Source organism: Glycomyces amatae, assembly GCF_020991375.1.
Lineage (GTDB): Bacteria > Actinomycetota > Actinomycetes > Mycobacteriales > Micromonosporaceae > Glycomyces > Glycomyces amatae.
On record NZ_JAJLQZ010000015.1, the window covers coordinates 1 to 26,372 of the forward strand.

Consider the following 26,372-nt stretch of genomic DNA (forward strand, 5'->3'; position numbering starts at 1 on the left):
ATCAGTCCTTTACTCTCTGCGCCGTTAACGATGCGAAGCCCAGGACGAGGTCTCGTCCCGCAGCGTCGAATATTGCTCGGACACCGTTGCGGCGCTGCCGTGGAGCCGCTCGGTGTCGCCGTTCTCCCACTGGGGCGGGTTCGGTCGGCCGGACAGGGCCCAGGCCGCCTGCTTGGCGGCGCCGAGGGCCACGTACTCGGCCGACGGGGGGACTTCCACGTCGACGCCGAACACGGCGGGTGCGATCCGGCGGACGGCTTCGGAGGCGGCGGCGCCGCCGATCAGGAGGACGCGCTTGGCCTCGAGCCCTTGGGCGGCCATCGCGGCGAGGCCGTCGGCCTGGGCCGAGAGCATCCCTTCGACGGCGGCGCGGGCGAGGTCGGCGCGGGTGGCGCCGGTGGTGATCCCGGCGAGGACGCCGGTGGCGTTCGGCCGGGCGGGGGTGCGTTCGCCGTCGAGGTAGGGCAGGAGGGTGAGGCCCCCGGCCCCTGGCGCGGCGGCGAGCGCGAGCGCGTCGAACTCGGCGTGGTCCACACCGAGGAGCGTACGGAACGTGTCGAGGACGCGGGCGGCGTTGAGCGTGCAGACCAGCGGCAGGAACCGGCCGGTGGCGTCGGCGAACCCGGCGACGAGCCCGGAGGGGTCGTTCGCGGGGACGTCGGAGACGCCGAAGACGGTGCCGGAGGTGCCGAGGGAGACGGCGACGTCGCCGGGTCCGAGGCCCAGGCCGAGGGCGGCGCCGGCGTTGTCGCCGGTGCCGGGGGCCACCGCGGCGCCCCAGGGGGTGCGGCCGACGACCTCGTTCGGGGCGGCGACGCGCGGGAGCGCGAGTTCGCGGCCGAAGGCCTGGACGAGGCGCTCGGGCAGGTAGGCGTCGGTGTGCGGGGACCAGTAGCCGGTGCCGGAGGCGTCGGAGCGGTCCGTGGCGGCCTCGGCGGCGGTGGCGCCGCGGAGCTTCATGGAGAGCCAGTCGTGCGGGAGCATGACCGAGGCGGTCCTGGCGGCGTTCTCGGGCTCGTGCTCGGCGAGCCAGGCGAGCTTGGTGGCCGTGAAGGACGCGGCGAGGACGAGGCCGGTGTCGGCGGCCCAGGCCTCGGCGCCGCTCTCGGCGGTGAGCCGCTCGGCCTGCGGGGCCGAGCGGGTGTCGTTCCACAGGAGGGCGGGGCGGACGACCTCGTCGTGGTCGTCGAGGGCGACCATGCCGTGCTGCTGGCCGGCGACGGCGACGGCCTCGGCGCGTTCCAGGAGGCCCTTGCCGGCCTCTTGGAGGGCCTCCCACCAGGCCTCGGGCGGGCATTCGGTCCCGTCCGGGTGGGAGGCGCGACCGGAGTCGACGATCTCGCCGGTCTCGGCATCGACCAACAACACTTTCGTCGACTGCGTCGAGGAGTCGACTCCGGCCACCAACGTCATCTACTTACGCTCCAGCTCCACTTTCGCGGGCTTGCCCGCAACATCGATGACGCTCACATTAGCGATGTCGGCGGGGCCGGTGGAAACCAGGGTCACCGAAGTTTCAGAAACTTTTTCAACGGTGACGGCGGTGTCGCCGTCGACGTCGGAGACGGTGATCCCCTCGGTCGGCGCGCCCCACACCTCGAGGGTGATGCCCTCGAAGGGCCCGTCGCCGACGGTCGCGCCCGGCTCGACGCGCGGGACGATCGCGCCGTAGCGCACGAAGACCGGGAAGGTCTCCAGGTCGTGCCTGGTGTCGATGTAGCGCCCGCCCTCGTGGACCTCCTTGGTCCAGAAGTCGATCCACCGGCCCGCGGGGAGGTAGACCCTGCGCTCCCCCGACGGGTCGTTGACCGGGGCCACGAGCAGGTCGGTGCCGAGGCGGTACTCCTGGTCGGCCGTCCACGAGACCGGGTCGGCCGGGTCGTCGACGTTGAGCGCGCGCAGCACCGGCTCGCCGGTGCGCGAGGCGCGGACCGCCGCCGAGTACAGGTACGGCATGAGCGAGTAGCGCAGCTTCAGGGACTCGACCGCGAGGCGCTCGGCCTCCTCGGAGAACTCCCACAGCTCGCGGGTGGTGGTGCCGTGGTAGCGCAGGAGCGGCGAGAGGGCGCCGAACTGGGCCCAGCGGATGTAGAGGTCGTCGGTGGGCCGGCCGTTGAAGCCGCCGGTGTCGTGCGACCAGAACGGGACGCCCGACAGGCCGTGCGAGAGGCCGCCGCGGATGGTGCCGCCCAGGCCCGCCCAGGTGGTCTGGACGTCGCCGGACCACTGGGCGGAGTGGCGCTGGCCGCCGAGGTACGAGGAGCGGGCCCAGACGAGCTCGTGGCCGTTGACCTCGCGGGTCACCTCGCAGACCGCGTCGTTGTACATGAGGGTGTAGACGTTGTGCAGCTCGGTGCCGGTCATGCCGTTGTGCGCGACCGCGTCGGCGGGGACGCCCTCGGCGAAGTCGGTCTTGTACAGGGCCGCGCCGGCGCGGAGGGGCCCGCGCAGCAGGTCCTTCCACCACGCGGTGGCGTCGGGGTTGGTGAAGTCGACGATGCCGCTCGGCTCGTGCGAGCCGTTCCAGACGTCGGCGACGTAGGTCTCGCCCTTGGCGTTCTTGAGGAAGTAGCCGCGCTCGTCGCCCTCGGTGAAGACCGGCGACTTGGCCGAGATGTAGGAGTTCATCCACAGGCAGACCTTGAAGCCCTGCTCGGCCAGGTCGGCGAGCATCCGCTCCGGGTCCGGGAAGTTCTCGTCGTCCCACTGCATGTCGGACCAGTGCGGCTCGCGCTGCCAGAACGTGTCGAGGTGGAGCACGTCGCAGGGGATGCCGCGCTCGCGGATCTTCTCGGCCCGCTGCATGACCCGCTCCTCGGAGTCGACGAAGAAGCCCGAGGAGATCCAGGTGCCGAAGGCCCACTTGGGGGGCAGCGAGGGGCGGGAGGTGAGGCCGTCGAAGCGGTCGAGGACCTCGACGGGGGTGCCGCCGAGCACGAAGTACTCGAGGACGTCGTCGGGCACGAGGAACTCGACGGCGGCGTGGGTCTGCTGGGCCATGTCGAACTCGACGGGCGCGCCGGAGTTGACGAGGACGCCGTAGCCGCGGTCGGAGACGTAGATCGGGACGTTCTTGTAGGCGCGGATGGACTCCGAGCCGAAGGCGTCGAAGTTCCACATGAGGGGGCGCTGGCCGCGCGCGTTCAGCGGCGCGAAGCGCTCGCCGAAGCCGGCGAAGGCCTCGTCGGGCGCGGCCGTGAAGGACTCGTGGTAGGCCACGGGCCGCCCCTCGACGATGGAGCGGCCGAAGGGGAGGGTGCGCAGGCGCCCGGAGATGTCCTGCTCGCCGGGGTTCTGGGCCACGAGGGTGCGGCCCTCGGCGTCGGTGTACCGCAGGGACCAGGATTCGAGGTGGGCGACGGCGCGGACGGCGCCGGCGTCGACGGTCACGGTGCCGTCCTCGACCGCGACCTTGGCGCCGTCGAAGACGCCGGCGTGGACCAGCGGGAGGGCCCGCTCGACGACCGGGCGGGCGGCCGGGTCGGCAGAGAGGCGGGCGCGGACGACGCCCTCGGCGACGGCGTCGAGGCCCACGTAGAGCACCTCGTCGGCGGTCGTGACGGCCTTGAGCAGGACGGAGGCGGGGCCGGTCTCGACGACCTCGGCGCGCGCGACGGCCGACAGGCCCTGCTCGCCCGGGGCGCGCTGGGGCAGCTCCGGGGGGTCGGCGACGAAGAATTCACGGGCGACCAGCGGCGGGCGGTAAGGCATTCGTTGCTCCTGCCTGTTCAGGGTGCGGACGGGGTCATACGGGCCTGAGGCGGCACGACGCTCATTAGTTTATCGACTAATCCAACAAATTGCGACCGGGGCCGGTGACGCTCCGCATCGCGTCCGGTGGGCTGCGGGAGTGCCCGAGTTTCGCTCGCCGCGGGCCGGGGAAGACTACCCTTGTCCTGTCCACTGCCGGAAATTGCATGCGAGGTACCGAGATGTCGACCGTCCGCTCCAGCCTTACCGACGAGAACCGCGACACCACCGCCAAGGCCCTCCAAGGCGCGCTGGTAGACCTCATCGACCTGTCCCTGGTCGGCAAGCAGGCGCACTGGAACGTCTACGGCAAGAACTTCCGCTCCCTCCACCTCCAGCTCGACGAGATCGTCCTGTCGGCCCGCAACGCGACCGACCTCGTCGCCGAGCGCGCCATAGCGATCGGCGTGAGCGCCGACGGGCGCGCCGCCACGGTCGCGGAGCACTCCTCGGTCCCCAAGATCCACGACGGCACCATCTCCGACACCGAGGTCGTGTCGCTCATGATCGACGCCTACACCGCCGTCATCGCGAACATGCGCGAGCGCATCTCGGCCACCGAGTCGGCCGACCCGGTCACCCAGGACCTGCTCATCGGCGTCACCGCCGAGCTGGAGAAGCAGAGCTGGATGTTCCAGGCCGAGCTCGGCTGACGGGTCCTCGCGGCCGGGGCCGGAACGCTGACGCGTTCCGGCCCCGGCCTCTTTCTGCGAAGAGTGGAGTCTCTATGCGGCGGTGCAGGTGACCTGCGGCGAGGCGCTGGAGCCGGAGCCGACGAAGCCCCAGGCGTTCACCGTCTGCCCGGCCGCGATGTTCGCGTTCCAGCCCACGTCGCTGGCCGTCACCGACGAGCCGCTGGAGCTGACCTGCGCGTTCCACGAGCTGGTGATCGACTGCCCGGACGGCCAGGTCCAGTTGAGCGTCCAGCCGTTCACCGCGCCGCTGTCGGCGGTGATGAGCACGTTGCCCTGCCAGCCCGAGCCCCAGTCGTTGACGACGTCGATCTCGGCGGTGCAGTCGCCGTCGCCCGTGGGCGGCGGGGTGGTGGTGGGCTCCTCGGTGGTGGGCGGCTCCTCCGAGCCGTCGCCGCCGAGGCCCTCCAGGGCGCCGTAGTAGGCGGGCTTGGGCTGGTTGCTGTCGTTGAACAGCAGCGGGGCGCCGTAGCCGGGGAAGACGCCCGGAACCCACGAGTCGCCGTCGCGCACGCCCCAGACGGTGACGCCCGAGCAGTCGGCGAGGCCCGCGCAGATCTCGGTCACGCGCTGGAAGTCCTGGGCCTGCTGCTCCAGCTCCTGCTGCGTGGCGGGCATCTCGATGCGGATGTCCAGCTCGGTGATGCGGACCTTCAGGCCGAGGTCGACGAAGCGCTGGAGGTTCTGCTCCATGTTGCCGGGCACCTGGCCGAGGATCAGGTGGGCCTGGAAGCCCATCCCGTCGAGCAGGTCCTGGGCGACCAGCTCCTGCGCCATCTGGTAGTACCGGTCGGACTTGGCGTTGATGCCGTCGATCGAGTAGTCGTTCATGTAGAGGTCGGCGCCCGGGTCGGCCGCCCGCGCGGCCTCGAAGGCCCACTGGATGTAGTCCTCGCCCATGGCGCGCAGCCAGAACGAGTCGCGCATCTGGCCGTTCGAGTCGCTGACGACCTCGTTGACGACGTCCCAGGTGGCGACGTCGCCCTCCCAGTGGTTCATCGTGGTCGTGATGTGGTTCTCCATCGCCTGCCGCATCGCGGTGCCGGAGAGGTTCTGGATCCAGCCGGGGCTCTGGTTGTGCCAGACGAGGGTGTGGCCGTGGACGGTCATGTCGTTCTGCTGGGCGAAGGCGACCAGCCGGTCGCCCTGCGAGAAGTTGAAGCTGCCCTGGGACGGCTGGACCGACTCCATCTTCATGCCGTTCTCGGCGGTCACCGAGTTGAACTCCCGGGCGATCAGGTCGCGGTAGGCCTGGTTGTTCTGGAGCAGGCTGTCGTTGACGGCGACGCCGATGTCGATGCCGAGCTCGTCGGCGGCGCCGCGCAGGGTCGTCTGGGCGCTGGCGAACTGGGTGGAGAGGCCGATGCCGAGCGCGGCGGTCGCGACGGTGACGACCCCCGCGATCACGGCTCGGCGGCGTTTGCGTGTAAGCAGCACGGAAAGCTCCTCAGGGTGGTGCCGCGCCGTGAGGGAACGAGGCTGTTCAGAAACAGATGGGCCGCGCTGGAGCGGAGCGCTCCCAGCGGGATGACGCCAGCCTAGCGGGTACATAGATGTTGGTCAATACTGCCCCGCAACGGAGGCGGCAGCGCGCCGGTCGAGATAATCGTCATTACGACGAGAATAGTACTCGTCAGAATGACGATAAATTGGTACCGTGTGGAGATGGAACCCCTGCGGACGAAACCCGTCTACCACCACCCGATCCCCTGGCAGGTCGCCACCGCGCTCCCGCTGCTCGGCTGCAACGTCCTGTCCCTGGTCCTCCAGGCCCGCGCGATCCTGGACTACGGCGTCGCACCGCCACCGTCCCAGGCGTGGCCGGCGCTCGACGCGTGGCCGGCGCTGGCGGTCCTCCACCTGATATGCACGGTCGTCGCCGCGGCCGCGTGCGCGGCCGCGGCGGTGTGCATCGCCGCGCGCCGGGACTGGGCGAGGACCACCGCGGTCGCAGTGTGCGTGGTGCTGTGCTTCTACTACGTCCCCATCGCGATCGGCTTCACCGTCGTGCCCCTGGTGATCGACTCCGGCTTCGCCGGCGGGCTCCTCGCCTCGGTCTGCGGCGCCCTGGCCCTCTGCCTCGCCCTGCTCCACCTGCTGCACGGCGAAGAGGCCGCGGCCTACACGTACAAGGGCGGCCGCTGGCCCGAGGAATGACGAAGGGCGGGCCCGGACCGGGCCCGCCCTCGACGGTTCGGTTACTTGGCGACGATGGAGACCATCTTGCCGGCGACCACGATGACCTTCTTGACGTCCTTGCCGGCCAGGTTCGCGGCGACCTTCTCCTCGGCCAGCGCGGCGGCCTTCACGGCCTCCTCGCCGGCGTCGGCGCCGATCTCGATGCGGCCGCGGACCTTCCCGTTGATCTGGACCGGGTAGGTCACGGTGTCCTCGACCAGGTGCCGCTCGTCGGCGACCGGGAAGTCCACATAGGCGATCCCGTCCTCGTGGCCCAGGCGCGCCCACAGCTCCTCGGCGATGTGCGGGGCGACCGGCGCGACCATGGCCACCAGGGCCTCGGCTGCCTGCCGCGGCACCGGGTGCAGGCCGGTCACGTGGTTGTTCAGCGTGATCAGCTTCGCGACGGCGGTGTTCATGCGCAGGTGCTCGTAGTCCTCGCGGACCCCGGCGACGGTCTTGTGGATCTCGCGCAGCGTCTCGGCCGAGGGCTCGGCGTCGGACACGGTGACCTCGCCGGTCTCCTCGTCGACGATGTTGCGCCACAGCCGCTGCAGGAACCGCTGCGAGCCGACGATGGCGCGGGTGTCCCAGGGCTTGGACTCGGCCAGAGGGCCCATCGACATCTCGTAGACGCGGAAGGTGTCGGCGCCGTACTCCGCGCAGATGCCGTCGGGGGTGACGACGTTCTTCAGCGACTTGCCGATCTTCCCGTACTCGCGCTCGACCCGCTTCCCCTGGTGGTAGTAGGCGCCGTCGCGCTCCTCGACCTCCTCGGCCGGGACGTACACGCCCCGGTCGTCGGTGTAGGCGTAGGCCTGGATGTAGCCCTGGTTGAACAGGCGGCGGAACGGCTCGCGGCTGGAGACGTGGCCCAGGTCGAACAGGACCTTCTGCCAGAAGCGGGCGTACAGCAGGTGCAGGACGGCGTGCTCGACGCCGCCGATGTACAGGTCGACGCCGCCGACGTCCTCCGGGCCGTCCGGACCCATCCAGTAGGCCTCGTTCTCGGGGTCGACGATGCGGTCCTGCGACAGCGGGTCGGCGTAGCGCAGCTCGTACCAGGAGGACCCGGCCCAGTTGGGCATGGTGTTGACCTCGCGGCGGTAGGTCTTCGGCCCGTCCCCCAGGTCCAGCTCGACCTCGACCCAGTCCTTCGCGCGGCCCAGGGGCGGCTCGGGGGCGGTGTCGGCGTCCTCGGGGTCGAAGGTCTTGGGCGAGAAGTCGTCCATGTGCGGCAGCTCGACCGGCAGGTGCGACTCGGGCAGGGCCACCGGCAGGCCGGTCTCGTCGTAGACGATCGGGAACGGCTCGCCCCAGTAGCGCTGGCGGCTGAACAGCCAGTCGCGCAGGCGGAACGTGGTCGCGCCCTCGCCGCGGCCGTGCTCGACCAGCCAGGCGGTGATGCGCTCCTTCGCCTCGGGGACCTTCAGGCCGTCCAGGAAGCCGGAGTTGACGGCGGTGCCGTTGACGTTGTCGGTGTAGGCGGCCTCGCCGTCCCATTCGCCCTCGCCGGCGACGACCTGGCGGACCGGGATGCCGAAGGCCTTGGCGAACGCGAAGTCGCGCTCGTCGTGGGCGGGGACGGCCATGATCGCGCCGGTCCCGTACCCGGCCAGGACGTAGTCGGCGATGAACACCGGGACCGACTCGCCGTTGACGGGGTTGGTCGCGTAGCCGCCGGTGAAGACGCCGGTCTTCTCCTTGGCGTCGGCCTGGCGCTCCACGTCGGTCTTGGCGGCGGCCTGGCGGCGGTAGGCGGTGACGGCCTCGGCCGGCGTGGCGTGCCCGCCGGTCCAGGCCTCGGGGGCGCCGACCGGCCAGGTCTCGGCGGTCAGGGCGTCGACCAGCTCGTGCTCGGGGGCCAGGACCATGTAGGTGGCGCCGAACAGCGTGTCGGGCCGGGTGGTGAAGACCCGGATGTCCCCCGCGTAGGTCGCGAAGTCGGCGTACGCACCGGTGGACTTGCCGATCCAGTTGCGCTGCATGGTCTTCAGCGACTCGAACCAGTCCAGGCCGTCCAGGTCCGACAGCAGCCGGTCGGCGTACGCGGTGATGCGCAGCATCCACTGCTTCAGCGTGCGCGTGTAGACCGGGAAGTTGCCGCGCTCGGAGCGGCCCTCGGCGGTGACCTCCTCGTTCGACAGCACCGTGCCCAGGCCGGGGCACCAGTTGACCGGGGCCTCGGTGACGTAGGCCAGGCGGCGGCCGTCGACGATGCGGCGGCGCTCGACGTCGCTCAGCTCGGCCCACGGGCGGCCGTCGGGGGTCGCGCGCTCACCGGACTCGAACGCGGCGATCAGCTCGCCGATCGGGCGGGCCCGGTCCGCCTCGGTGTCGTACCAGGAGTTGAAGATCTGCAGGAAGATCCACTGCGTCCACTTGAAGAACGCGGGGTCGGTGGTCGCGAACTCGCGGCGGGTGTCGTACCCCATGCCCAGGACGCGCAGCTGCTGCTTGTAGCGGCCGATGTTCTCCGCGGTGATCTCGGCCGGCTGGCGCCCGGTCGCGACCGCGTACTGCTCGGTCGGCAGGCCGAACGCGTCGAAGCCCATCGGGTGCAGCACGTTGTACCCGGCCATGCGCAGGTAGCGCGAGTAGACGTCGGTCGCGATGTAGCCCAGCGGGTGGCCCACGTGCAGCCCCGCCCCCGAGGGGTAGGGGAACATGTCCATCACGAACTTCTTGGGCGCCCCGGCCCGCGGATGGTCGGGTTCGGCCAGGCTCCCGGCCGGGTTGGGGGCGCGGAAGGTCCGCTCGGCCTCCCAGCGGTCCTGCCAGCGCGGCTCGATCTCGTTGGCCAGCTTGGCGTCGTAGCGGTGTGCGGGTTCGGTCATGACTCGTCCTGTGGTCCTGGTGGCGGCTCTGGGTTCGGGCGGCGTGCGCTGGTACGACCCTAGACAGCAAAAAACCCCTGACATGCAGGGGCTGCCGTGCTGGTCGGATGCAGCACGGCTAGGTAAGGAGCGCGGAACGCCGGTACATGGGACCAGTGTAGCCCAGGGCGGCCCCGGTGGCGGGGGACATGAGCGCCGGGCGCGCCCGAGTAGGATGGGCGGACAGGCGACCGTTACGGCGCATGCGCTGTCACGGCTCGATTCTCACCTCAGAAGCTCTTCCCGGGAGGACCATTGACCTTCGAGTCGTCCCCAGCGCAGCCGCCGCAGGGTCCGACGCCGCTCTCCCCGCAGGAGTTCAAGGCGACGGCCGAGGGCATCTTGACGAACGTCGAGTGGGTGATCGAGGGCAAGTCCCACACGATCAAGCTCGCGCTCGCCGTCATGCTCGCCGAGGGGCACCTGCTGCTCGAGGACGTGCCCGGGGTCGGCAAGACGCAGCTGGCGAAGGCGCTGGCGCGCTCGGTGGACTGCTCGGTGCGCCGCATCCAGTTCACCCCGGACCTGCTGCCGTCGGACGTGACGGGCGTGAGCATCTTCGACCCCGAGAAGCGCGACTTCGTGTTCAAGCCCGGGGCGATCTTCGGGAACCTCATCCTCGGCGACGAGATCAACCGCGCCAGTCCCAAGACGCAGTCGGCGCTGCTGGAGTGCATGGAGGAGCGGCAGGTCACCGTCGACGGGAACACGTACAAGCTGCGCAGCCCGTTCATGGTCATCGCCACGCAGAACCCGGTGGAGATGGAGGGGACCTACCCGCTCCCCGAGGCGCAGCGCGACCGCTTCGCCGCGCGCCTGGCGATCGGCTACCCGGACGTCGGCGCCGAGCTGGCGCTCCTGGACCGGCGCGAGGAGTACAACCCGCTCGACGCGCTGCGGCCGGTGGCCGACGCGGACATGATCGTGCGGATGATCGCCGCCGCCCGCGCGGTGCACCTGGCGCCCGAGCTGAAGCGGTACGTCGTCGACCTGGTGGCCGCGACGCGCACGAACGCGCAGGTGCGCCTGGGCGCGAGCCCGCGCGCCACGCTCCAGCTGCTGCGGTGCACGCAGGTGCTGGCGGCGATGGACGGGCGCGACTTCGCGCTCCCCGACGACGTGCAGCAGCTGGCCGTGCCGGTGCTCGCGCACCGGCTCATCCCCACCACGGAGACCACCATGGGCGGGGGCGACACGAAGGCGATCGTCTCCGACATCCTCAGACACGTCCCGGTGGTGTCCCACCCGGGGAGGTTCTAGGCGTGGAGCTCACCGGGCGCGGCAAGACCCTGCTGGCGGTGAGCGTCGCGGTCGGGCTCACCGCGCTGGCGGTCGGCGAGGGCGACCTGCTGCGGGCCGCGATGCTGGCGCTGATCGCGCCCCTGGGCGGGCTGGTGCTGCTGCGGTGGACGCGGCCCTCGCTGGAGTCGAACCGGGTGCTCAACCCCGCGCAGGTCGAGGCGGGCCAGGCCACGCAGGTGCGCCTGGGCATCCAGAACACCGGGCGGCGGCGCCCGCCGGCGCTGATGCTGGAGGACCGCATCCCCTACCGGCTGGGCAACCGGCCGCGGCTGGTGCTCGAGAAGCTCGCGCCGGGCGCGCGCAGCGTCGTCAACTACACGATCACGCCGGGCACGCGCGGCGCCTACGAGCTGGGGCCGCTGACGGTGCGCACCGCCGACCCGTTCGGGCTCGCGGTCTCGGTGCAGGAGTTCCCGGTGACGACCGAGCTGATCGTGACCCCGCGCATCCAGCCGCTGCCGAGCCTGCTGCTGCCGGGCGGGGCCGGGATGTCCTCGGGCGAGTCGGCCGCGCACACGGTCGCGATCACCGGCAACGACGACATCGCCGTCCGCGAGTACCGGCACGGCGACGACATGCGCCGCGTCCACTGGAAGGCCAGCGCCCACCGCGGCCAGCTCATGGTCCGCCGCGAGGAGCAGCCGTGGGAGAACAACGCGGCGATCCTGCTGGACGTGCGCCGCGGCGCCCACCGCGGGGAGCTGTCGAGCTTCGAGTGGATGGTGGACGCGGCCGCCTCGGCGACGGTGCGGCTCGCGCGCGACGGCATCGACCCGTGGCTCATCACCGCCCATCAGGACTTCGAGTGCCGCCAGGGCGACTACGGCCAGGCCATGCGGTACCTGGCGACCGTGGCCGCGGCCCCGGAGGCGCCGGTCGGGCTCATGGTCGAGAAGGCGCAGCGGGCCCGGTCGGTCTCGGGGGTCGTGGCGTTCCTGGGGCACCTGACCCCCGAGGAGGCGTCGGTCCTGGGACGGCTCGCCAAGCGCGGCGGGCACTGCACCGCCCTGGTCGTCGACCCGGTCCGGTGGATACCCAGGGCCGACACCACCCGGACCGACCCCCGCGAGCAGGCATTCGCGCAGCAGCACGGCGCCGCCGTGACCGCGCTGGCGAACGCGGGCTGGCAGGTGATCCCGGTCGTGGCCGGGACCGAGCTGCGCCGGGTGTGGAACCGCCTGGGCGCGTGGAGGACGCTGGCATGAACGGACAGCGGCACGCCACCCTGGTCGCCGCCGCGACCCTGGCGCTGACCCTGACGCCGCTCATCGGCGTCTTCGAGGGCCTGGGCTGGACGGTCCCGGTACTCCTGACGATCACCGCGGTGGCCGTGGCGGGGTCGCTCATGCGCGCCGCCGGGCGCGGGCAGGGCCTCCAGACCCTCGCCATGGCCGGGGCGCTCGTCGTGGTCCTGACGGCCGGGTTCAACGGCGGCACCGCGATCGCGCTCATCGTCCCGACCCCGGCCACGTTCTCCCACTGGGGCGAGCTGGCGGGCGAGGGCGTCCAGGCGATCATCGTGAACGCCCCGCCGGTCCCGGCCGAGGGCGGCATCCTGTTCCTGACGCTGCTGGGCGTGGGCGTCGTCGCGGTCCTCCACGACATGTTCGTCGTCGGCCTGCGCACCCCGGCCCTCGCCGGGCTCACGCTCCTGACGATGTACCTCGTGCCGGTCTCGGTCGCGCCCGACGCGACCGCCTGGTTCTGGTTCATCCTCCCCGCGGTCGCCTACCTGTGGATCCTCGCCGACGACAACCTGCGGCGGGTCTCGGCGTTCGGGCACCGCTTCACCGGCGCCGGGCACCTGGTCGGCCAGGGCTTCCCGTCGCCGCTGGCGCGCACCGCGCGCTGGTCGGCGGCCGGGTTCATCGCCGTGACCCTCGCGGTGCTGGCGGTGGTGCCCACCAACACCTCCGGGCTCATCGACAACGTCGCCGAGGGCTTCTCCAGCGGCGAGAACTACTCCCTCGGCGACGTCAACCCGTGGGCGCAGCTGTCCGGTTCGCTGAACCGGCCCCAGGAGGTGGACGTCCTGCGGGTCACCACCACCGACGAGAGCCCGCGCTACCTGCGCATGCACGTCCTCGACGAGCTCACCAACGACGGCTTCGGACCCAACGAGTACGAGGGCGGCGCGGACGTCGCGGACCTCGACGGGCCCGGCTCCGACGCCCAGGTGTACGAGGCCGAGATCGAGAACCTGGTCATGGAGGCGCCGGTCCTGCCCGTCTACGGGGACCCGGTCGCGATCGAGGCCGACGGCGACTGGCGCGTCGACGGCGACACCGGCGTCATCGTCGGCGACGGCACCGACATGGGCGACGTCGGCACCTACCGCGTGGACTACACCGAGTCCGTGCCCGAACCCGAGGCGCTCGCGGACGCGCTCGGCATGGACCCCGGCGACGAGCGCTGGGCGACCAACACCGCCCACCCCGACGTGCCCGAGATGGCCGACTACGTCGCCGCGGCCACCGAGGGCGCCGACACGACGCACGAGAAGGCCCTGGCCGTCCTGGACTACCTGTCGGCCGCCAACGGCTTCCGGTACTCCCTGGAGACCACCGACGCGGGCAACGACGAGGCGGTCCTCGACTTCCTGGAGACCCGGGAGGGCTACTGCCAGCAGTACGCCGCCGCGATGGCGTGGATCCTGCGGGAGGCGGACGTCGCCGCCCGCGTCGTCATCGGCATGTCCCAGGGCACCCGCGACGGCGACCAGTGGATCCTCACCAGCCACGACTACCACGCGTGGGTCGAGGTGTACTTCCAGGGCCCCGGCTGGGTCCCGTTCGACCCGACCCCGGCCTCGGGCGTGCCCGGCTCGGTCGGGTTCCCGTGGGCGACCGAGCCCGACGTGGACGAGGCCGAGGAGACCACCGCCCCCGCGGGCGCCGACGACCCCGCCGAGGACCCGTCCGCGGGCCCGACCGCCCCCTCCGACGCCTCCGCCGAGGCCGAGGCCGACCCGACCGCGGACCCGACGGCGCAGGCGGACGGCGGCGACGCCGGGACCGCGACCCGCTTCGAACCGGCCTGGCTCGCGCTGCTGCTCCTGCTGGGGCTCCCGTTCGTCCCGGCCCTGTGGCGGGCGGGCGTCCGCCGCTCCCGGCTCGGCCCCAAGCGCCTGAGCGCCCTGACCGCGTGGGAGGAGGCCGCGGACCTCGCCCTCGACTACCGGATCGCGCTGTCGCCCTCGCTCACGCCGCGACAGGCCGCCGGGGTCCTGGCGCAGGCCGCGCCCGCGGCCCGGGAGGCGGCCGCCGCGCTCGGCTCGGCGATGGCCCACCACCGCTACTCCCCCAGGGGCGCCGCGGTCGAGGGCCTGGCCGACGCCGTGCGCGACCTCCACACCGAGCTCGACAAGGCCGCCGAGCCGCGCGTGCGCTACCGGGCCGTGCTCTGGCCCGCCTCGCTGGCCGCGAGGCTCACCGCGGGCCGGAGCGGCGCGGAGGCGGACGCGGGGCCGGCGCGGAGCCTCCCGCAGCGGGTGCGGTCGGCGCTGCGGCGTCCGCGACGTTCGAACAGCCGCAGGGAACGGTCTGTCACAGGCCGCCCTTAAGGTTGCGGTCATGCACGGAAGCGGCACGGCCGGCGGCGGGCCCGGCGAGAGCGGACCCGGATCCGGTTTCACCCAGCCGACGCTCGACAGCTTCGGCACCCCGCTGTCCGAGGTGACGTTCTGCGTCGTCGACCTGGAGACCACCGGACTGGCCGCCGACGCCTGCGGCATCACCGAGATCGGCGCCGTCAAGGTCAAGGGCGGGGAGATCATCGGCGAGTTCGGGACCCTGGTCAACCCCGGCGAGCCCATCGACCCGCGCGTCACCCGCCTGACGGGGATCACCGACGAGATGGTCGCCGACGCCCCCGGGATCGAGTCGGTCCTGCCCGCGTTCCTGGAGTTCGCGCACGGCGCCACCATGGTCGCCCACAACGCCGGGTTCGACATCGGGTTCCTGCGCCACGCCTGCGAGCTCACCGACACCCGCTGGCCGCGCCCGCCCGTGGTCGACACCGTGGTCCTCGCCAGGCGCCTCACCGAGAAGAGCGAGGTCCCCAACCGGCGCCTCGGCACCCTCGCGCGGCTCTTCGGCTCCGAGGTGGCCCCGAACCACCGGGCGCTGGACGACGCCCGCGCCACCGTCGCGGTCCTGCACGGCCTCATCGAGCGCGCCACCGGGCACGGCGTCGGCACCGACGCCGAGCTCGCCGAGTTCTGCCGCGCCATCCCCTCCGAGCTCCAGCGGCGCAAGCGCCACCTGGCGGACGGGCTGCCGCACACCCCGGGCGTGTACATCTTCCGCGACGCCGACGACCGGGCGCTCTACATCGGCGTGTCCGTCAACGTGGCCACGCGGGTCCGCAGCTACTTCTCGGCGGCCGAGCAGCGCCGCCGGCTGCGGGACATGCTCGCCGCGGCCGAACGGGTCGAGGTGGTCGAGTGCGCGCACCGGCTCGAGGCGGGCGTGGCCGAGCTGCGGCTCATCTCCGGCGGCAAGCCGCCGTACAACCGGGCCGCGAAGTTCCCCGAGCACCGCAGCTGGGTGCGGCTGACCGACGAGCCGTACCCGCGGCTCCAGGTGTCGCGCAAGCCCCCGGCGCCGGGGACGCCGCGCCTGGGGCCCGCCTCGGGCACGCAGGCGCAGGCCGCGATCAGCGCGATCGAGGCGGCCCTGCCGATCCGGTCGTGCCGGACCCGCCTGTCCCCCAAGCGGCTGTCGCCCTCGTGCGTGCTCGGGGAGATCGGGAAGTGCGCCGAACCGTGCCGCCACACCGTCTCGGTCGAGGAGTACGGGGCGGTCGCCGAGCGGGCGGCCAGGGCGATGGACGGGGACCCGGCGCCGGTCGCGGAGGCGGTCGGCGAGCGGCTCGCGGAGCTGTCGGCGTCCGAGCGGTTCGAGGCCGCCGCCGAGCGGCGGGACGAGCTGGGGGCGTACCTGGCGCTGGCCGTGCACTCGCACCGGATCAGGGGCCTCGTGGCGGCCGGGGAGATCGTGGCCGCGGGCAGGGCCAAGGGCGGCGGCTGGGAGGTGGCGGTGATCCGCCACGGGCTCCTGGCCGGCGCGGTCAGGACGCCGCCGAGGGCGGACCCGATGCCGTACATCGCGAGGCTGCGCGAGACCGCGAGGGCGGTCGAGCCGGTGCCCGACGCCGTGGACGCGGCGCACGCGGCCGAGGCGCGGCTGCTCCTGGAGTGGCTGGGGCGCCCGGAGGTGCGGCTGGTGGCCGTGGAGGGGGCGTGGGCGAGCCGCCTGGACGGCCCCGGGCGGTGGGAGGGGAGGGTCCCCCACGACCCGTCCCCGTGGCGCCGCGAGAGCGGCTACTGACGTCGGGCCCCTCGATGCCGGGGCCTCCGCGCCCCCCGGACACGGCCCGGCTTACCACATGGTGAGACCACTTCCCGGACCCTCCGCTGTCCCATGGGAACCCACCGTTTCAACCTGCGGGAAGCGCGTTCCGGGTGAACCGGACGTGAGTCGTCTCGCATGCATCTGCGGCGCTTGCGGTTTTCGGCGCGCCCTCCGTTCCGGTACGCTCTGTTATCCGCCTGTGGCGGTGGCTCTGCCGAAATCCGACAGTGTCTAGTGTCGATTCCTCCGGGGAATCGTTGTACATCTAGAATGCGGTCAACCTTGGGCATCGGAGGCTTTCATGTTGCGCGCATTGCTTTCGGCTACTCGGTCTGCCAAACCTGACGACCCGTGGAACCTCGCGGGGAAGGTGGCGCAGCTCGAAGCGGCGCACCGCGCCCACTGCGAGCAGCCCGACATGCTCCTGGTCCGCCGCGCCTACCGGATCGCCGAGCAGATGCACCGCGGCCAGGCCCGGCGCTCCGGCGAGCCCTACATCACCCACCCCATCGCCGTCGCCACCATCCTCGCGGACCTCGGCGTCGACACCCCCACCATCGCGGCCGGGCTCCTCCACGACACCGTCGAGGACACCAGCTACTCCCTCGAGGCCCTCCGCGGCGACTTCGGCGACGAGATCGCCGTCATGGTCGACGGCGTCACCAAGCTCGACAAGATCCACCTCGGCTCGGCCGCCGAGGCCGAGACCTTCCGCAAGCTCGTCCTCACCGCCGGCCGCGACATCCGCGTCATGGTCATCAAGCTGGCCGACCGCCTGCACAACATGCGGACCATCAAGTTCAAGAAGCGCCCCAGCCAGATCCGCATCGCCGAGGCCACCAAGGACGTCCTCATCCCCCTCGCCGACCGGCTGGGCCTGTACGTCATCAAGCGCGAGCTCGAGGACATCGTCCTGGAGACGCTCGAGCCCGAGATCTTCCAGCGCATCAAGGAGCACCTCGGCTCCGAGTCCGACCGGGGGCGCCAGGTCGCGGTCATCGCCCCGCAGGTGCGCCGGGCGCTGCGCGAGTTCAAGGTCACCGCGCGCCTGCTCGACCGGCCCCGGCACCCGTACTCGATCTTCCGCGAGATGGAGAAGCACCCCGGCACCGGCCCGGCCGACCCGCCGCGCCTGGTCGTCGTCGTCGACGGCCCGCCCACCGACTGCTACGCGGCGCTGGGGGCGATCCACAAGCTCTGGAAGCCCGTGGGCGGCAAGTTCCGCGACCTCATCGCCGCCAAGAAGTTCAACCTGTACCAGTCGATCCACACCGCGGTGGCGGGCCCCGGCGGCCTCCAGATCGAGTTCCTCATCCGCACCAAGGAGATGCACGAGACCGCCGAGATCGGCATCGTCGCCGGGCTGCGCCAGTCCGGGTCGAACCCGGTCGAGGTGCAGCTGCCGTGGCTCCAGCGCCTGCTGGACTGGCAGCACGAGGTGGCCGACTCGGGCCAGTTCCTCGACTCGCTCCGCTGCGACCTGGCCGACCAGGACATCCTGGTGTTCACCGGCGACGGGGAGCAGGTCCTGGTGCCGAAGGCGTCCACGCCGGTCGACGTGGCCTACTGCTCGGGGCCCGCGAAGGGCCACCGGCTCATCGCCGCGTACGTCAACGGCGAGATCGCGCCGCTGGCGCAGCCGCTGCGCGACGGGGACAGCATCGAGCTGGTGCTCACCACCGAGCAGCCGTACGGTCCCTCGAAGCAGTGGCTCGACCACGCCAAGACCCCTGAGGCGCAGCTGCACATCAACGACTGGTTCGGCGCGATCGACGACGTGGACTCGACCGGCGAGCTGCCGGTGATCCCCATGCAGCGGTTCGAGGACGAGCTCAAGGCCGGCAAGAACCGCCTGTGGCGCTCGCTCATCGCCCGCGGGCGGGGCCTGGCGGGCGAGCAGCCCCTGCACGGCGTGGCGTCGTCCCTGGGCTTCCCGGACCTGGACTCGCTGTACCTGGCGCTCGCCCGCGAGAAGCTCGACCCGGACGAGCTGGCCGACAAGCTCATCACCACCGTCGACCGCTACTGACTCGCCGGGCCCCTTGCCGCGGCGCGGCCTTCAGACATCCGGGAGCGAACGGGCGGCGACGAAGAAGCGGTGCCGCTCAAGCCGGCGCATCGGGCTCGGGGTGGCGGGTGCATGCGGTCAAAGCGGCAGCGACGACAGAGTGGGCGCCCCTTGAGGTGGCGCGTCGGGCTCAAGGTCGGCGAGTGTCCACGGTTAGAGAGGGCGGCGACGAAGGGGTGGTCGCTTACCGGGATGGGTGCTGCGGCCTCGGAGTGGCGGCGACTCGCAGTGAGAGCGGGCAGCGACGAAAGGGCGATCGTCGGCTGGGCGGGGACTTCGGCCTCGGAGTGGCGGCGACTCGCGGTCAGGGCGGGCAGCGATGACGGGGCGATCGTCGGCTGGGGCGGGGTTTCGGCTTTGGAGTGTGGGCATGCTGGAGGGCCCGGCCCCCGTGGGGGTTCGGGCTGCGGGCCTGGTGGTGTGGTGTGGCCTCGCTTCCCCCAGCAGTCGCCTGCTGGGGCGGGGTAAGAACGGCGGTTCGCCGTAGTCGATGAGCCCGACCGGCCCGAGTGAAGCAGCTGGCCTCGCCGTTGTGGCCGTTTCCGCGAGGGCGGGCTCCCTTGGTGACGATGCTTCGGCTTCGGCTGTCGGTGCGGCCGGTGGCGTCGGCCTGGTGGCCGGGGCCTGCTCACTGTGATCGCTGCGGTCGGCACTGCTGCCGGTGGTGAAGCGTGCTCGTGCTTTGGCGCGGGCTTCGCGTATGGCGGCTCGGGCGTGTTGGTGTTCGATGATGGCGGCGTGGCCGTCGAGGTCCGGTGTGAGGGTCTCGGACCATTCCGAGCGGTAGAGGCCGGTGGGGAACAGGTCCCAGCCGGAGTCGGCGTGTGCGGTGTCCATGTCGGCATCGGTGCGCCAATCGGCGCACCCACACCCGGCGGCCTCGTGCTCGTTGCCGTTGCGGCCGTATGCCTCCGCGCCAGCACCGGTGCCGGAACCCTGGTGGTCGTGGTGGGTGATGACCGCCTGGCCGGGGCCGGTCTTGGTGACGGTCCAGCCTTCGGTGTGGAGGCGGCCGTGGTGGAACCGGCACACCAGGATCAGATTCGCGGCGTTGGTGGGGCCGCCGTCGGCCCAATGCTGGATGTGGTGGGCTTCGGTCCAGGCGACCGGCCGGGAGCAGCCGTGCCAAACACACCCTCCGGGCTGTTCAAGCTCGAGCTTGCGCCGCAGAGCGGCATTCGGGAGGCGCAGGGCGCGGCCGAGTTCGACCGCTTCGCCGGACTCGTAGTCGAACACGCTCGGGATGGCCAGGGCTTCGCAGGCCAGGAGCCGGGCCTGGGCCAGCGAGATCGGGTCGCCGTCCAGCAGGGGCACCCGCCCGGTGTCCTCCCCGCGCAAGGTCGCGATGTCCACGGTCAGGTTCAATGTCGCGGTGTGCCCGTGCCGGGTCGCGGCCTCCGGTGAGGACCCATAGCCCGCGAGGAGCTGATGCAATGCTTCGGCGTGCCGGTTCGCCTGCGGGGGCAGGACCCCGTCGGCGTCCTGTTCGTCTTGGCGGGGTGGTGGGCAGGCGGTCTTGAGGTATTTGTCGAGGAGCCTGCCGGTGGTGGCGGTGAGTTCGGCTTCGAGGTGCCACATGCCGTTGCCGGTCTCGACCAGGTCGAGGCGCTGCAGGGACTGCTCGCCGAGCGCATCCAAGAGTTCCGATTCCTCGGCGATGGTCGCCCACAGTCCCTCGAGGTGCCGCTGGAGGTCGGTGAAGGAGGCGTGCTGGCAGTACTCGCTGACCATGGCCTCGGGCGTGGCGCAGAGGACCGCGGGGTCGAAGGGGGAGGTCACGGGTGCCCGGAAGGGGGTGCGGGCGAACAGGCGCATCGCGGGGGTCTGGTCGAGTTGGCGGACGGCGTAGGCGACCTGATCGATCCGGGCTTCCCCCGAGACTGCTGCTTTGGTGAGGAGGCGGAACTTGCCTGAGAGGCGGGCGATCGCGGCGATCGCTCCGGCGGTGTTGAACGTGAAGTCGAACTGCGACAGCAACAAGTCCCGCAGCGCCGAGAACCCGAAAGCGGAGCGGTGAAGGTTCCGCTGCTTCATGTCGATCACGGCGGCGAGCACTTGGGTGTGGAAGGCATTGATACCGGCGGCCGCTGTATCGAGGGTGGCGCGCAGTTCCCTAGCTTGGGCGGCGCGGTCGGTGCCGATGAGAGAGGGAGCATCCGCGGTGGTGGTGGTGTTCATCGGGGACTCGCCTCCCTTGCCGTGTCGCTGTGCTCGAATACTTGCCTGGTTGTCGGTGATGCCGTACTCCATCAAGTGTGACAGGACGACTGCGGACTGTCATCGGTCGAAGGTATGAAAAACCGCCCGATCACCCCTAACTTTCGTCAGGGCCCCCTGCGGCCCAACACGAACCAACACCCCCACCACACCCCCGCACCCCGACCACCGCGGCCAGACGCCCGCCACCCCACCCCGGGCACCCGCCCACCCCACCGTCGCTGCCCGCTCTCACACCGACCCACCCCCACCCGCGCCTCGAGAACCAGCCTCATCCAAGGGGCACCCCTTCGTCGCCGCCCGCTCTGACCCCGATCTCTGCGAACCGGACAGCCGCCACCCCATCCCGGGCATCCACCCGCCCTACCGTCGCCGCCCGCTCTGACCCCGACCCCAGCGACCAGACGCCCACCGCTCCACCCCGGTTCAAAGGGCACCCCACCGTCGCCGCCCGCTCTAGGTCGTGTATCGAAAGTGCTGGTCACCGGCGCGACACGGCCTAAAACGGCATGCGCCCTTCGTCCGGTCGTGCTGGGATCAATCCCTATGGATGATTACTTTCTCAATGAGGCCGACTTGACGGACAGGATGGAGCGGAATCTGGCGGAACACGCCTGCCATCTGCACCGGAGCATGTCCGGTACGACCGTCACGGAGACCGATGACCTCCTGGTCGCAGACAGCGGCCTGGACGACGACACGTTCAACATCGTCGCAGCGGCCCGCTTCACCGCCAGCGACGCCGCGGCCCGTATCTCCGAGACTGTCAGGTCGCTGGCCGGCACCGGCCGCGGCTTTTCCTGGTGGGTGGGACCTGCCTCGACCCCGACAGACCTCACCACCCGCCTGACCGCGGCCGGTCTGCCGGTGTCCGAGAGTGAGACGGCGATGTGGGCCGAGCTGGACGATACCCTGCCGGTTCCCTCTGTCTCGGGTCTGGACATCCGAACGGTGACCACGCCCGAGCAGCTCGCCGACTACGCCACGGTCCTCGCCGCGAACTGGAATCCACCCGCCGAAACCGTCCGTGGCTTCTTCGCCCGGGCTGCTTCCCAGGCGCTGACCGCGACCTGCCCGGCCCGGTACCTGGTGGGTTATGTGGAGAACCGTCCGGTCTGCTCCGCCGAGGTGTTCCACCACGCGGGAGTCGTCGGCGTCTACAACATCTCCACCCTGGCCGCCCACCGCCGGCGCGGCTACGGCAGAGCCATCACGCTCGCGGCCCTTCACGCTGCCCGCGAGCGAGACCATGGCATCGCGGTCCTGCAGGCATCGGCCGACGGCGAGCCTGTGTACCGCCGCCTGGGGTTCCGTGCCTGCGGCCAGTTCGTCGAACACGCCATCGACGCCTGAACCTCCACAGCTCCGCGAACATCCGTTCGTCGCCCCTGATTGAGCTGGTCACAGCCATTCATTGATAGCCGCTACGAGGCCGCTGTCCTCGTAGCGGCCCGCGAGCTCGTCGTATCTCGTGGCCACGGCCCGGTTCCTTTTGAGGCGGTCGATGCCGCACTCGCCCCGCGGGCCCGACCGCAGCCCCAACGCGCAAAGGAAGGGCCCCGCCTCCCGGCGGGGCCCTTCCTCATGTCGCTACTTGCGGCCGGACTCGATCTCGTCGCGGCGCTCGGCGCCGCCGTTCTCGGCCGGCTCCTCGATCGACTTGAAGAAGCCCTTGTCCGTGGGCTCCAGGGCCCCGACGCGGTTCATCTTCTTCGGGACCACCCAGCCGCTGTACTCCAGCTCGGTGTGGCCGTGCTCGTCCGGCTCGGCCAGCGGCTGGTGCACCTCGTAGAAGCGGCCGTTCGGGTCGCGCATCAGGATGCCCGTCTCCAGGCCGTGCGCGAGCACCTCGCGGTCGTGCTGCTGGAGGCCCAGGCAGATCCGGTACGTCACGTAGTACGCGATGATCGGCAGGACCACGATGCCGATGCGGCCGGCCCACGTCATCGCGTTCAGGCTGATGTGGAACGCCTGCGCGAACACGTCGTTGCCGCCAGAGATGACGCCGATGATCCAGAAGACCACGACCATGACGCCCAGGCTGGTGCGGGCCGGGGTGTCGCGCGGGCGCTGGAGCAGGTTGTGGTGCCCGCGGTCCTTGGTGAACCGCCGCTCCAGCGCCGGGTACACCAGCGGCAGCAGCACCGACAGGCCCATGCCCGCGATCGCCGGCCAGAACACCGCCGGGAGCGTGAAGTACGGCGGTATCCGCAGCTCCCACGCCGGGAACAGGCGGATGAGGCCGTCCAGGTACATGACGTAGAAGTCGGGCTGCGAGGCCGAGGACACGACCGAGACCTCGTACGGGCCGAACAGCCAGATCGGGTTGATCTGGAACAGCCCCGCCATCGCGCCGATGACGCCCCAGATGAACAGCATGAAGCCGACCTGCTTCATGACGTAGTTCGGGAACATCCGGAAGCCGACCACGTTGTGCTCGGTGCGCCCCGGGCCGGGCCACTGGGTGTGCTTCTGCGCGAACACGAGTCCGACGTGGACGGTGATGAGCGCCAACAGGATCAGCGGGAAGATGAAGACGTGGATGATGTAGATCATCGAGATGACGCTGGTACCGGGGAACTGGCCGCCGAACAGCGCCGCCGAGGCCCAGGGGCCGATGAACGGCACCGACTGGGTCATGCCCTCCATGATGCGCAGACCCGTGCCGGACAGGCCGTCGTCGGGCAGCGAGTAGCCGAAGAAGCCCTCGAAGAAGCCGACCCAGAACAGCAGGATGCCGATCATCCAGTTCGTCTCGCGCGGCGCGCGGAACGCGCCGGTGAAGAAGATCCGGAGCATGTGCACCAGGATCGACGCCATGAACAGCAGCGTCGCCCAGTGGTGCATCTGGCGCATGAACAGGCCGCCGCGCACCTCGAAGGAGATGTCGAGCGCGGACTCGTAGGCCTTGGTCATCTCGATGCCCTGGAGCGGCACGTACGCGCCCTCGTAGGTCACGTGGGCCATGGAGGGCTCGAAGAACAACGCCAGGAACGTGCCCGAGAGCAGCAGCAGGATGAACGAGAACAGCGCGATCTCGCCCAGGAGGAAGGACCAGTGGTCCGGGAAGACCTTGTTGAGCAGGACCCGGGCCGGGCCGGCGAGCTTGAAGCGGTCGTCGAGCTCACCGCCGGCCTTGGTCAGCAGGCTGTCGCTCGAGCCTTTGCGGCGTTTCACTTCTCATCCTCCTCGGGGAGGGACGGGCGGTTCCAGAACGCCGGGCCCGGGGGCACCAGGAAGTCCGACGTGGCGATGAAGTAGCCCTCGTCGTCGACGTCGATCGGCAGCATCGGCAGGTGCCGGGTGGCCGGGCCGAAGACCGGGGCGGCGTTGTCCACCACGTTGAACTGGGACTGGTGGCACGGGCACAGCAGCCGCTGGGTCTGCTGCTCGTACAGGCTCGCCGGGCAGCCGACGTGGGTGCAGATCTTCGAGTACGCGACGAAGTTGCCCCACAGGGCGTCGACGTCCTGGTACATCGGGTACAGGTTCTCGCGCAGGATCTCCGCGTCGGTCTCCCGCAGGCGGATGAGCAGGACCGGCGCGGTCGGGAACTCGTTGGTGGCGCCGTGGTCGATCGCCGGGAAGACGGTGAGCTGCCCGCCGACCGAGACCATGTCCGGGCGCAGCAGGGCGCCGTCCTTCATCATGAGGCGGACCGGCTCGCCGTCGTTGTACTTCTCGGCGTTCCAGCCGGTGACGGTGAGCATGTCGCCGGGGTCCTTCAGGAGCGCGCCCAGCGGGGCCACGGCGGCCAGGCCGAGCGGCGCGGCGCCCAGGAGGGCGGCCTTCACCAGGAACGGGCGGCGCTTGAGGCCCATGTCCTCGACGAGGCCGTCGACGGTGGCCTCGGCGATGCGGCGGTCCTCCTGGGAGGAGCCGCCGTCGTGGCGGTCCTGGACCAGCTCCTCGACCGGGAGGAGCTTCTTGGCCCAGGTGAGCACGCCGACCGCGAACAGCAGCAGCGAGAGGCCGAGGGTCGCGCCGAGGATCGGCGTGTACCAGGTCTGGGGGTCGCGCCAGGTGGCGGCGCCCTCGTACTCCCAGGGCCACCAGATGTACGCCACCACGAACAGGGTCGCGAACAGGCCGGAGAACAGGAACAGGCCGCCGACGATGCGCTCCATGCGCTTCTCGGCCTTCGTCCCCGGCTTGGCGAACCGCGGCTCGTAGTGGATGATCTCGATGTCGTCGCGGCGCAGGCCCTCCTTGTAGACCTCGAACCGGGAGAGCTTCGGGTCGCTCAGGTCGACCGGTTCGGGTTCGCTGTGGGCACTGTCGTTGTGGGCACTCACGATTTACCTGCAATCCAGAGCGTGGTCAGCAGGAGCGCAGTCATGCCGACCAGGAAGATGGCCAGGCCTTCGGTGGAAGGACCGAAACGTCCGAGGCTGAACACGCCGCCCGGGTCCCGGTCATCGTTGACGATGTACTGGACATAGGCGATGATGTCGGCCTTCTGCTCGGGGGTGAGCTCGTTGTCGGCGAAGACCGGCATGTTCTGGGGGCCGGTGAGCATCGCCTGGTACAGCTCCTCGTCCGTGACGCCGCTCAGGGACGGGGCGTGCGCGCCCGAGGAGAGGGCGCCGCCGCCGCCGGCGAAGCCGTGGCAGGAGGAGCAGTTGACGCGGTAGAGGTCGCCGCCCTCGCTGACGGTCGCGTTCTCGACGAGCGCCTCGAGGTCGTCGGGGACGGCCGCGCCGCCGCCGAGGTACTCGATGTAGGCGCCGAGCCACTCGGCCTCCTCCTCAGTGAACTGAGGGTAGGTCTCAGGGGCCTGGGCGCCCTGGTTGGCCAGGGGCATCCGGCCGGTGTTCACCTGGAACTCGACGGACGCCGACCCGACGCCGATGAGGCTCGGTCCGCGGCCCTCGATGCCCTCGCCGCTGTCGCCGTGGCAGGAGATGCAACTCGTGTCGTAGAGTTCCTGGCCCTTGACGGCGTCGGCGTCGATGGTGTTCTCGGCGGACTCCTGCGCGTAGAGACCCGGTGAGAACACCGAGTAGAGCCCTCCGACGATGACCAGTGCGCCGGTGAACCTGGCCAGCGCGCCGAGGCGCTTGCGCCAGCCTCGCCGGCGTTTCGCTGATGCAGCCACGGTTGTTGCCTCACCTTTATCTAGCTCTCGAACCGGGTCCGGGCCTGTTCGGTCCGGATCCGACCGGCCGTCGCGAAGGGCGGCGGCCGTCGCATTTCTCTGTTCTCTGCCTGGGCGCGGGCGCCGAGGCCGTCACTTGCTGCGGGCCGGCGCGGTGTGCCGCGTCCGGCCGAGACGTGTCAGTACTGGGCGATCGGCAGGAAGTAGATCACCGCGAACAGGGCGATCCACACGACGTCGACGAAGTGCCAGTAGTAGGACACGACGATGGCCGCGGTGGCCTGGGCGGGGTTGAAGCGCCCCATCGTGGTCCGGATCAGGTAGATGATGAAGGCCACCAGGCCGCCGGTCACGTGCAGGCCGTGGAACCCGGTGGTCAGGTAGAACATCGTCCAGTAGCCGTCGGAGGCGATCGTGTGCCCCTCGGTGACGAGGTTGCGGTACTCGTTCACCTGGCCGAGCACGAACACCAGGCCCATGACGAACGTGATCGCGAACCAGCGCCGGAGGGCGTAGACGTCGCCCTTCTCGGCCGCGAACACGCCCAGCTGGCAGGTGATCGAGGAGGCCACCAGGATCACCGTGAAGACCAGCGCGTAGGGGATCTCGAGGTGGTGGTAGCCCTCCTCGTACATCGACGGCGCGGCGGCCTGGATGGAGAAGTACATCGCGAACAGGCCCGCAAAGAACATCAGTTCGCTGCTCAACCACACGATGGTGCCGACACTGACGACGTTGGGCCGGGTCAGTGAGTGGATTCGGCTGGGGTCGATAGTTACTTCGGCGGCAGTCACGGGCACATTATTACGGTCCGGCGGGCCCGAGCTGCGCATGGGG

General features: G+C 70.9%; 17 protein-coding genes. 8 read left to right on the forward strand and 9 right to left on the reverse strand.

Annotated elements, in window-relative coordinates; genetic code table 11:
• Window positions 1-24: 24 nt before the first annotated feature.
• Window positions 25-1,413: a xylulokinase gene (xylB, locus tag LO763_RS20270; RefSeq protein ID WP_230787995.1), complete on the reverse strand. Its 1,389-nt coding sequence runs from the start codon at window positions 1,411-1,413 to the stop codon at window positions 25-27.
• Window positions 1,414-3,711, reverse strand: coding sequence for a TIM-barrel domain-containing protein (locus LO763_RS20275; protein WP_230787998.1), 2,298 nt, complete (start codon window positions 3,709-3,711; stop codon window positions 1,414-1,416).
• A 221-nt stretch (window positions 3,712-3,932) separates the two neighbouring features.
• Between LO763_RS20275 and LO763_RS20280 the strand changes: the two genes are divergently transcribed.
• Complete coding sequence (locus LO763_RS20280) at window positions 3,933-4,403, forward strand: Dps family protein (protein ID WP_369432042.1); 471 nt, start codon at window positions 3,933-3,935, stop codon at window positions 4,401-4,403.
• Between the two features lie 72 nt (window positions 4,404-4,475).
• On the opposite strand, the gene LO763_RS20285 is transcribed toward LO763_RS20280, so the two are convergent.
• Entirely contained in the window at window positions 4,476-5,879 is a 1,404-nt protein-coding gene (locus tag LO763_RS20285; RefSeq protein ID WP_230788004.1) for an endo-1,4-beta-xylanase, read from the reverse strand.
• 228 nt (window positions 5,880-6,107) lie between these two features.
• Here LO763_RS20285 and LO763_RS20290 point away from each other — a divergent pair, with 228 nt between their 5' ends.
• The gene (locus LO763_RS20290; RefSeq protein ID WP_230788007.1) at window positions 6,108-6,599 is read left to right on the forward strand and encodes a hypothetical protein; all 492 of its coding nucleotides are present in this window, start codon (window positions 6,108-6,110) and stop codon (window positions 6,597-6,599) included.
• Window positions 6,600-6,640: 41 nt separating this feature from the next.
• Here LO763_RS20290 and leuS read toward each other — a convergent pair whose 3' ends face one another.
• The gene (gene leuS / locus LO763_RS20295; RefSeq protein ID WP_304608856.1) at window positions 6,641-9,457 is read right to left on the reverse strand and encodes a leucine--tRNA ligase; all 2,817 of its coding nucleotides are present in this window, start codon (window positions 9,455-9,457) and stop codon (window positions 6,641-6,643) included.
• 294 nt (window positions 9,458-9,751) lie between these two features.
• On the opposite strand from leuS, the gene LO763_RS20300 reads away from it, so the two are divergent.
• From LO763_RS20300 to LO763_RS20320, 5 genes are all read left to right on the forward strand, one after another.
• On the forward strand, window positions 9,752-10,756 hold the full coding sequence (locus LO763_RS20300; RefSeq protein ID WP_230788010.1) for an AAA family ATPase: 1,005 nt from the start codon (window positions 9,752-9,754) through the stop codon (window positions 10,754-10,756).
• Window positions 10,757-10,758: 2 nt separating this feature from the next.
• Window positions 10,759-12,003: a DUF58 domain-containing protein gene (locus LO763_RS30020; protein ID WP_230788013.1), complete on the forward strand. Its 1,245-nt coding sequence runs from the start codon at window positions 10,759-10,761 to the stop codon at window positions 12,001-12,003.
• Entirely contained in the window at window positions 12,000-14,360 is a 2,361-nt protein-coding gene (locus tag LO763_RS20310) for a transglutaminase TgpA family protein (RefSeq protein WP_230788016.1), read from the forward strand. The genes LO763_RS30020 and LO763_RS20310 overlap by 4 nt, the downstream gene beginning before the upstream one ends.
• Window positions 14,361-14,370: 10 nt before the next feature.
• Window positions 14,371-16,128, forward strand: coding sequence for a DEDD exonuclease domain-containing protein (locus LO763_RS20315; RefSeq protein WP_230788019.1), 1,758 nt, complete (start codon window positions 14,371-14,373; stop codon window positions 16,126-16,128).
• Window positions 16,129-16,465: 337 nt separating this feature from the next.
• A complete protein-coding gene (locus LO763_RS20320) occupies window positions 16,466-18,181 on the forward strand; it encodes a RelA/SpoT family protein (RefSeq protein ID WP_230788022.1) in 1,716 nt (571 codons plus the stop codon).
• A 192-nt stretch (window positions 18,182-18,373) separates the two neighbouring features.
• Here the strand turns inward: LO763_RS20320 and LO763_RS20325 are convergent, their stop codons facing one another.
• The gene (locus tag LO763_RS20325; RefSeq protein ID WP_230788027.1) at window positions 18,374-20,398 is read right to left on the reverse strand and encodes an HNH endonuclease signature motif containing protein; all 2,025 of its coding nucleotides are present in this window, start codon (window positions 20,396-20,398) and stop codon (window positions 18,374-18,376) included.
• Between the two features lie 627 nt (window positions 20,399-21,025).
• On the opposite strand from LO763_RS20325, the gene LO763_RS20330 reads away from it, so the two are divergent.
• The gene (locus LO763_RS20330; RefSeq protein ID WP_369432043.1) at window positions 21,026-21,790 is read left to right on the forward strand and encodes a GNAT family N-acetyltransferase; all 765 of its coding nucleotides are present in this window, start codon (window positions 21,026-21,028) and stop codon (window positions 21,788-21,790) included.
• Window positions 21,791-22,027: 237 nt separating this feature from the next.
• Here the strand turns inward: LO763_RS20330 and qcrB are convergent, their stop codons facing one another.
• From qcrB to ctaE, 4 genes are all read right to left on the reverse strand, one after another.
• A complete protein-coding gene (gene qcrB, locus LO763_RS20335; RefSeq protein WP_230788033.1) occupies window positions 22,028-23,614 on the reverse strand; it encodes a cytochrome bc1 complex cytochrome b subunit in 1,587 nt (528 codons plus the stop codon).
• Window positions 23,611-24,735, reverse strand: coding sequence for a cytochrome bc1 complex Rieske iron-sulfur subunit (gene qcrA / locus LO763_RS20340; RefSeq protein ID WP_439650310.1), 1,125 nt, complete (start codon window positions 24,733-24,735; stop codon window positions 23,611-23,613). Before qcrA ends, qcrB begins: the two co-directional genes overlap by 4 nt.
• Window positions 24,729-25,535, reverse strand: coding sequence for a cytochrome bc1 complex diheme cytochrome c subunit (qcrC, locus tag LO763_RS20345; protein ID WP_230788040.1), 807 nt, complete (start codon window positions 25,533-25,535; stop codon window positions 24,729-24,731). Before qcrC ends, qcrA begins: the two co-directional genes overlap by 7 nt.
• A gap of 179 nt (window positions 25,536-25,714) precedes the next feature.
• Entirely contained in the window at window positions 25,715-26,368 is a 654-nt protein-coding gene (gene ctaE / locus LO763_RS20350; RefSeq protein ID WP_255672840.1) for an aa3-type cytochrome oxidase subunit III, read from the reverse strand.
• Window positions 26,369-26,372: the final 4 nt, after the last annotated feature.

What these genes read in the sequence shown, in the direction of transcription:
- ctaE (WP_255672840.1), bottom strand. Translation starts at nt 26,368, where the DNA reads ATGCGCAGCTCGGGCCCGCCGGACCGTAATAATGTGCCCGTGACTGCC.
- leuS (WP_304608856.1), bottom strand. Translation starts at nt 9,457, where the DNA reads ATGACCGAACCCGCACACCGCTACGACGCCAAGCTGGCCAACGAGATC.
- LO763_RS20325 (WP_230788027.1), bottom strand. Translation starts at nt 20,398, where the DNA reads ATGAACACCACCACCACCGCGGATGCTCCCTCTCTCATCGGCACCGAC.
- LO763_RS20330 (WP_369432043.1), top strand. Translation starts at nt 21,026, where the DNA reads ATGGAGCGGAATCTGGCGGAACACGCCTGCCATCTGCACCGGAGCATG.
- xylB (WP_230787995.1), bottom strand. Translation starts at nt 1,413, where the DNA reads ATGACGTTGGTGGCCGGAGTCGACTCCTCGACGCAGTCGACGAAAGTG.
- LO763_RS20275 (WP_230787998.1), bottom strand. Translation starts at nt 3,711, where the DNA reads ATGCCTTACCGCCCGCCGCTGGTCGCCCGTGAATTCTTCGTCGCCGAC.
- LO763_RS20290 (WP_230788007.1), top strand. Translation starts at nt 6,108, where the DNA reads ATGGAACCCCTGCGGACGAAACCCGTCTACCACCACCCGATCCCCTGG.
- LO763_RS20315 (WP_230788019.1), top strand. Translation starts at nt 14,371, where the DNA reads ATGCACGGAAGCGGCACGGCCGGCGGCGGGCCCGGCGAGAGCGGACCC.
- LO763_RS20310 (WP_230788016.1), top strand. Translation starts at nt 12,000, where the DNA reads ATGAACGGACAGCGGCACGCCACCCTGGTCGCCGCCGCGACCCTGGCG.
- LO763_RS20280 (WP_369432042.1), top strand. Translation starts at nt 3,933, where the DNA reads ATGTCGACCGTCCGCTCCAGCCTTACCGACGAGAACCGCGACACCACC.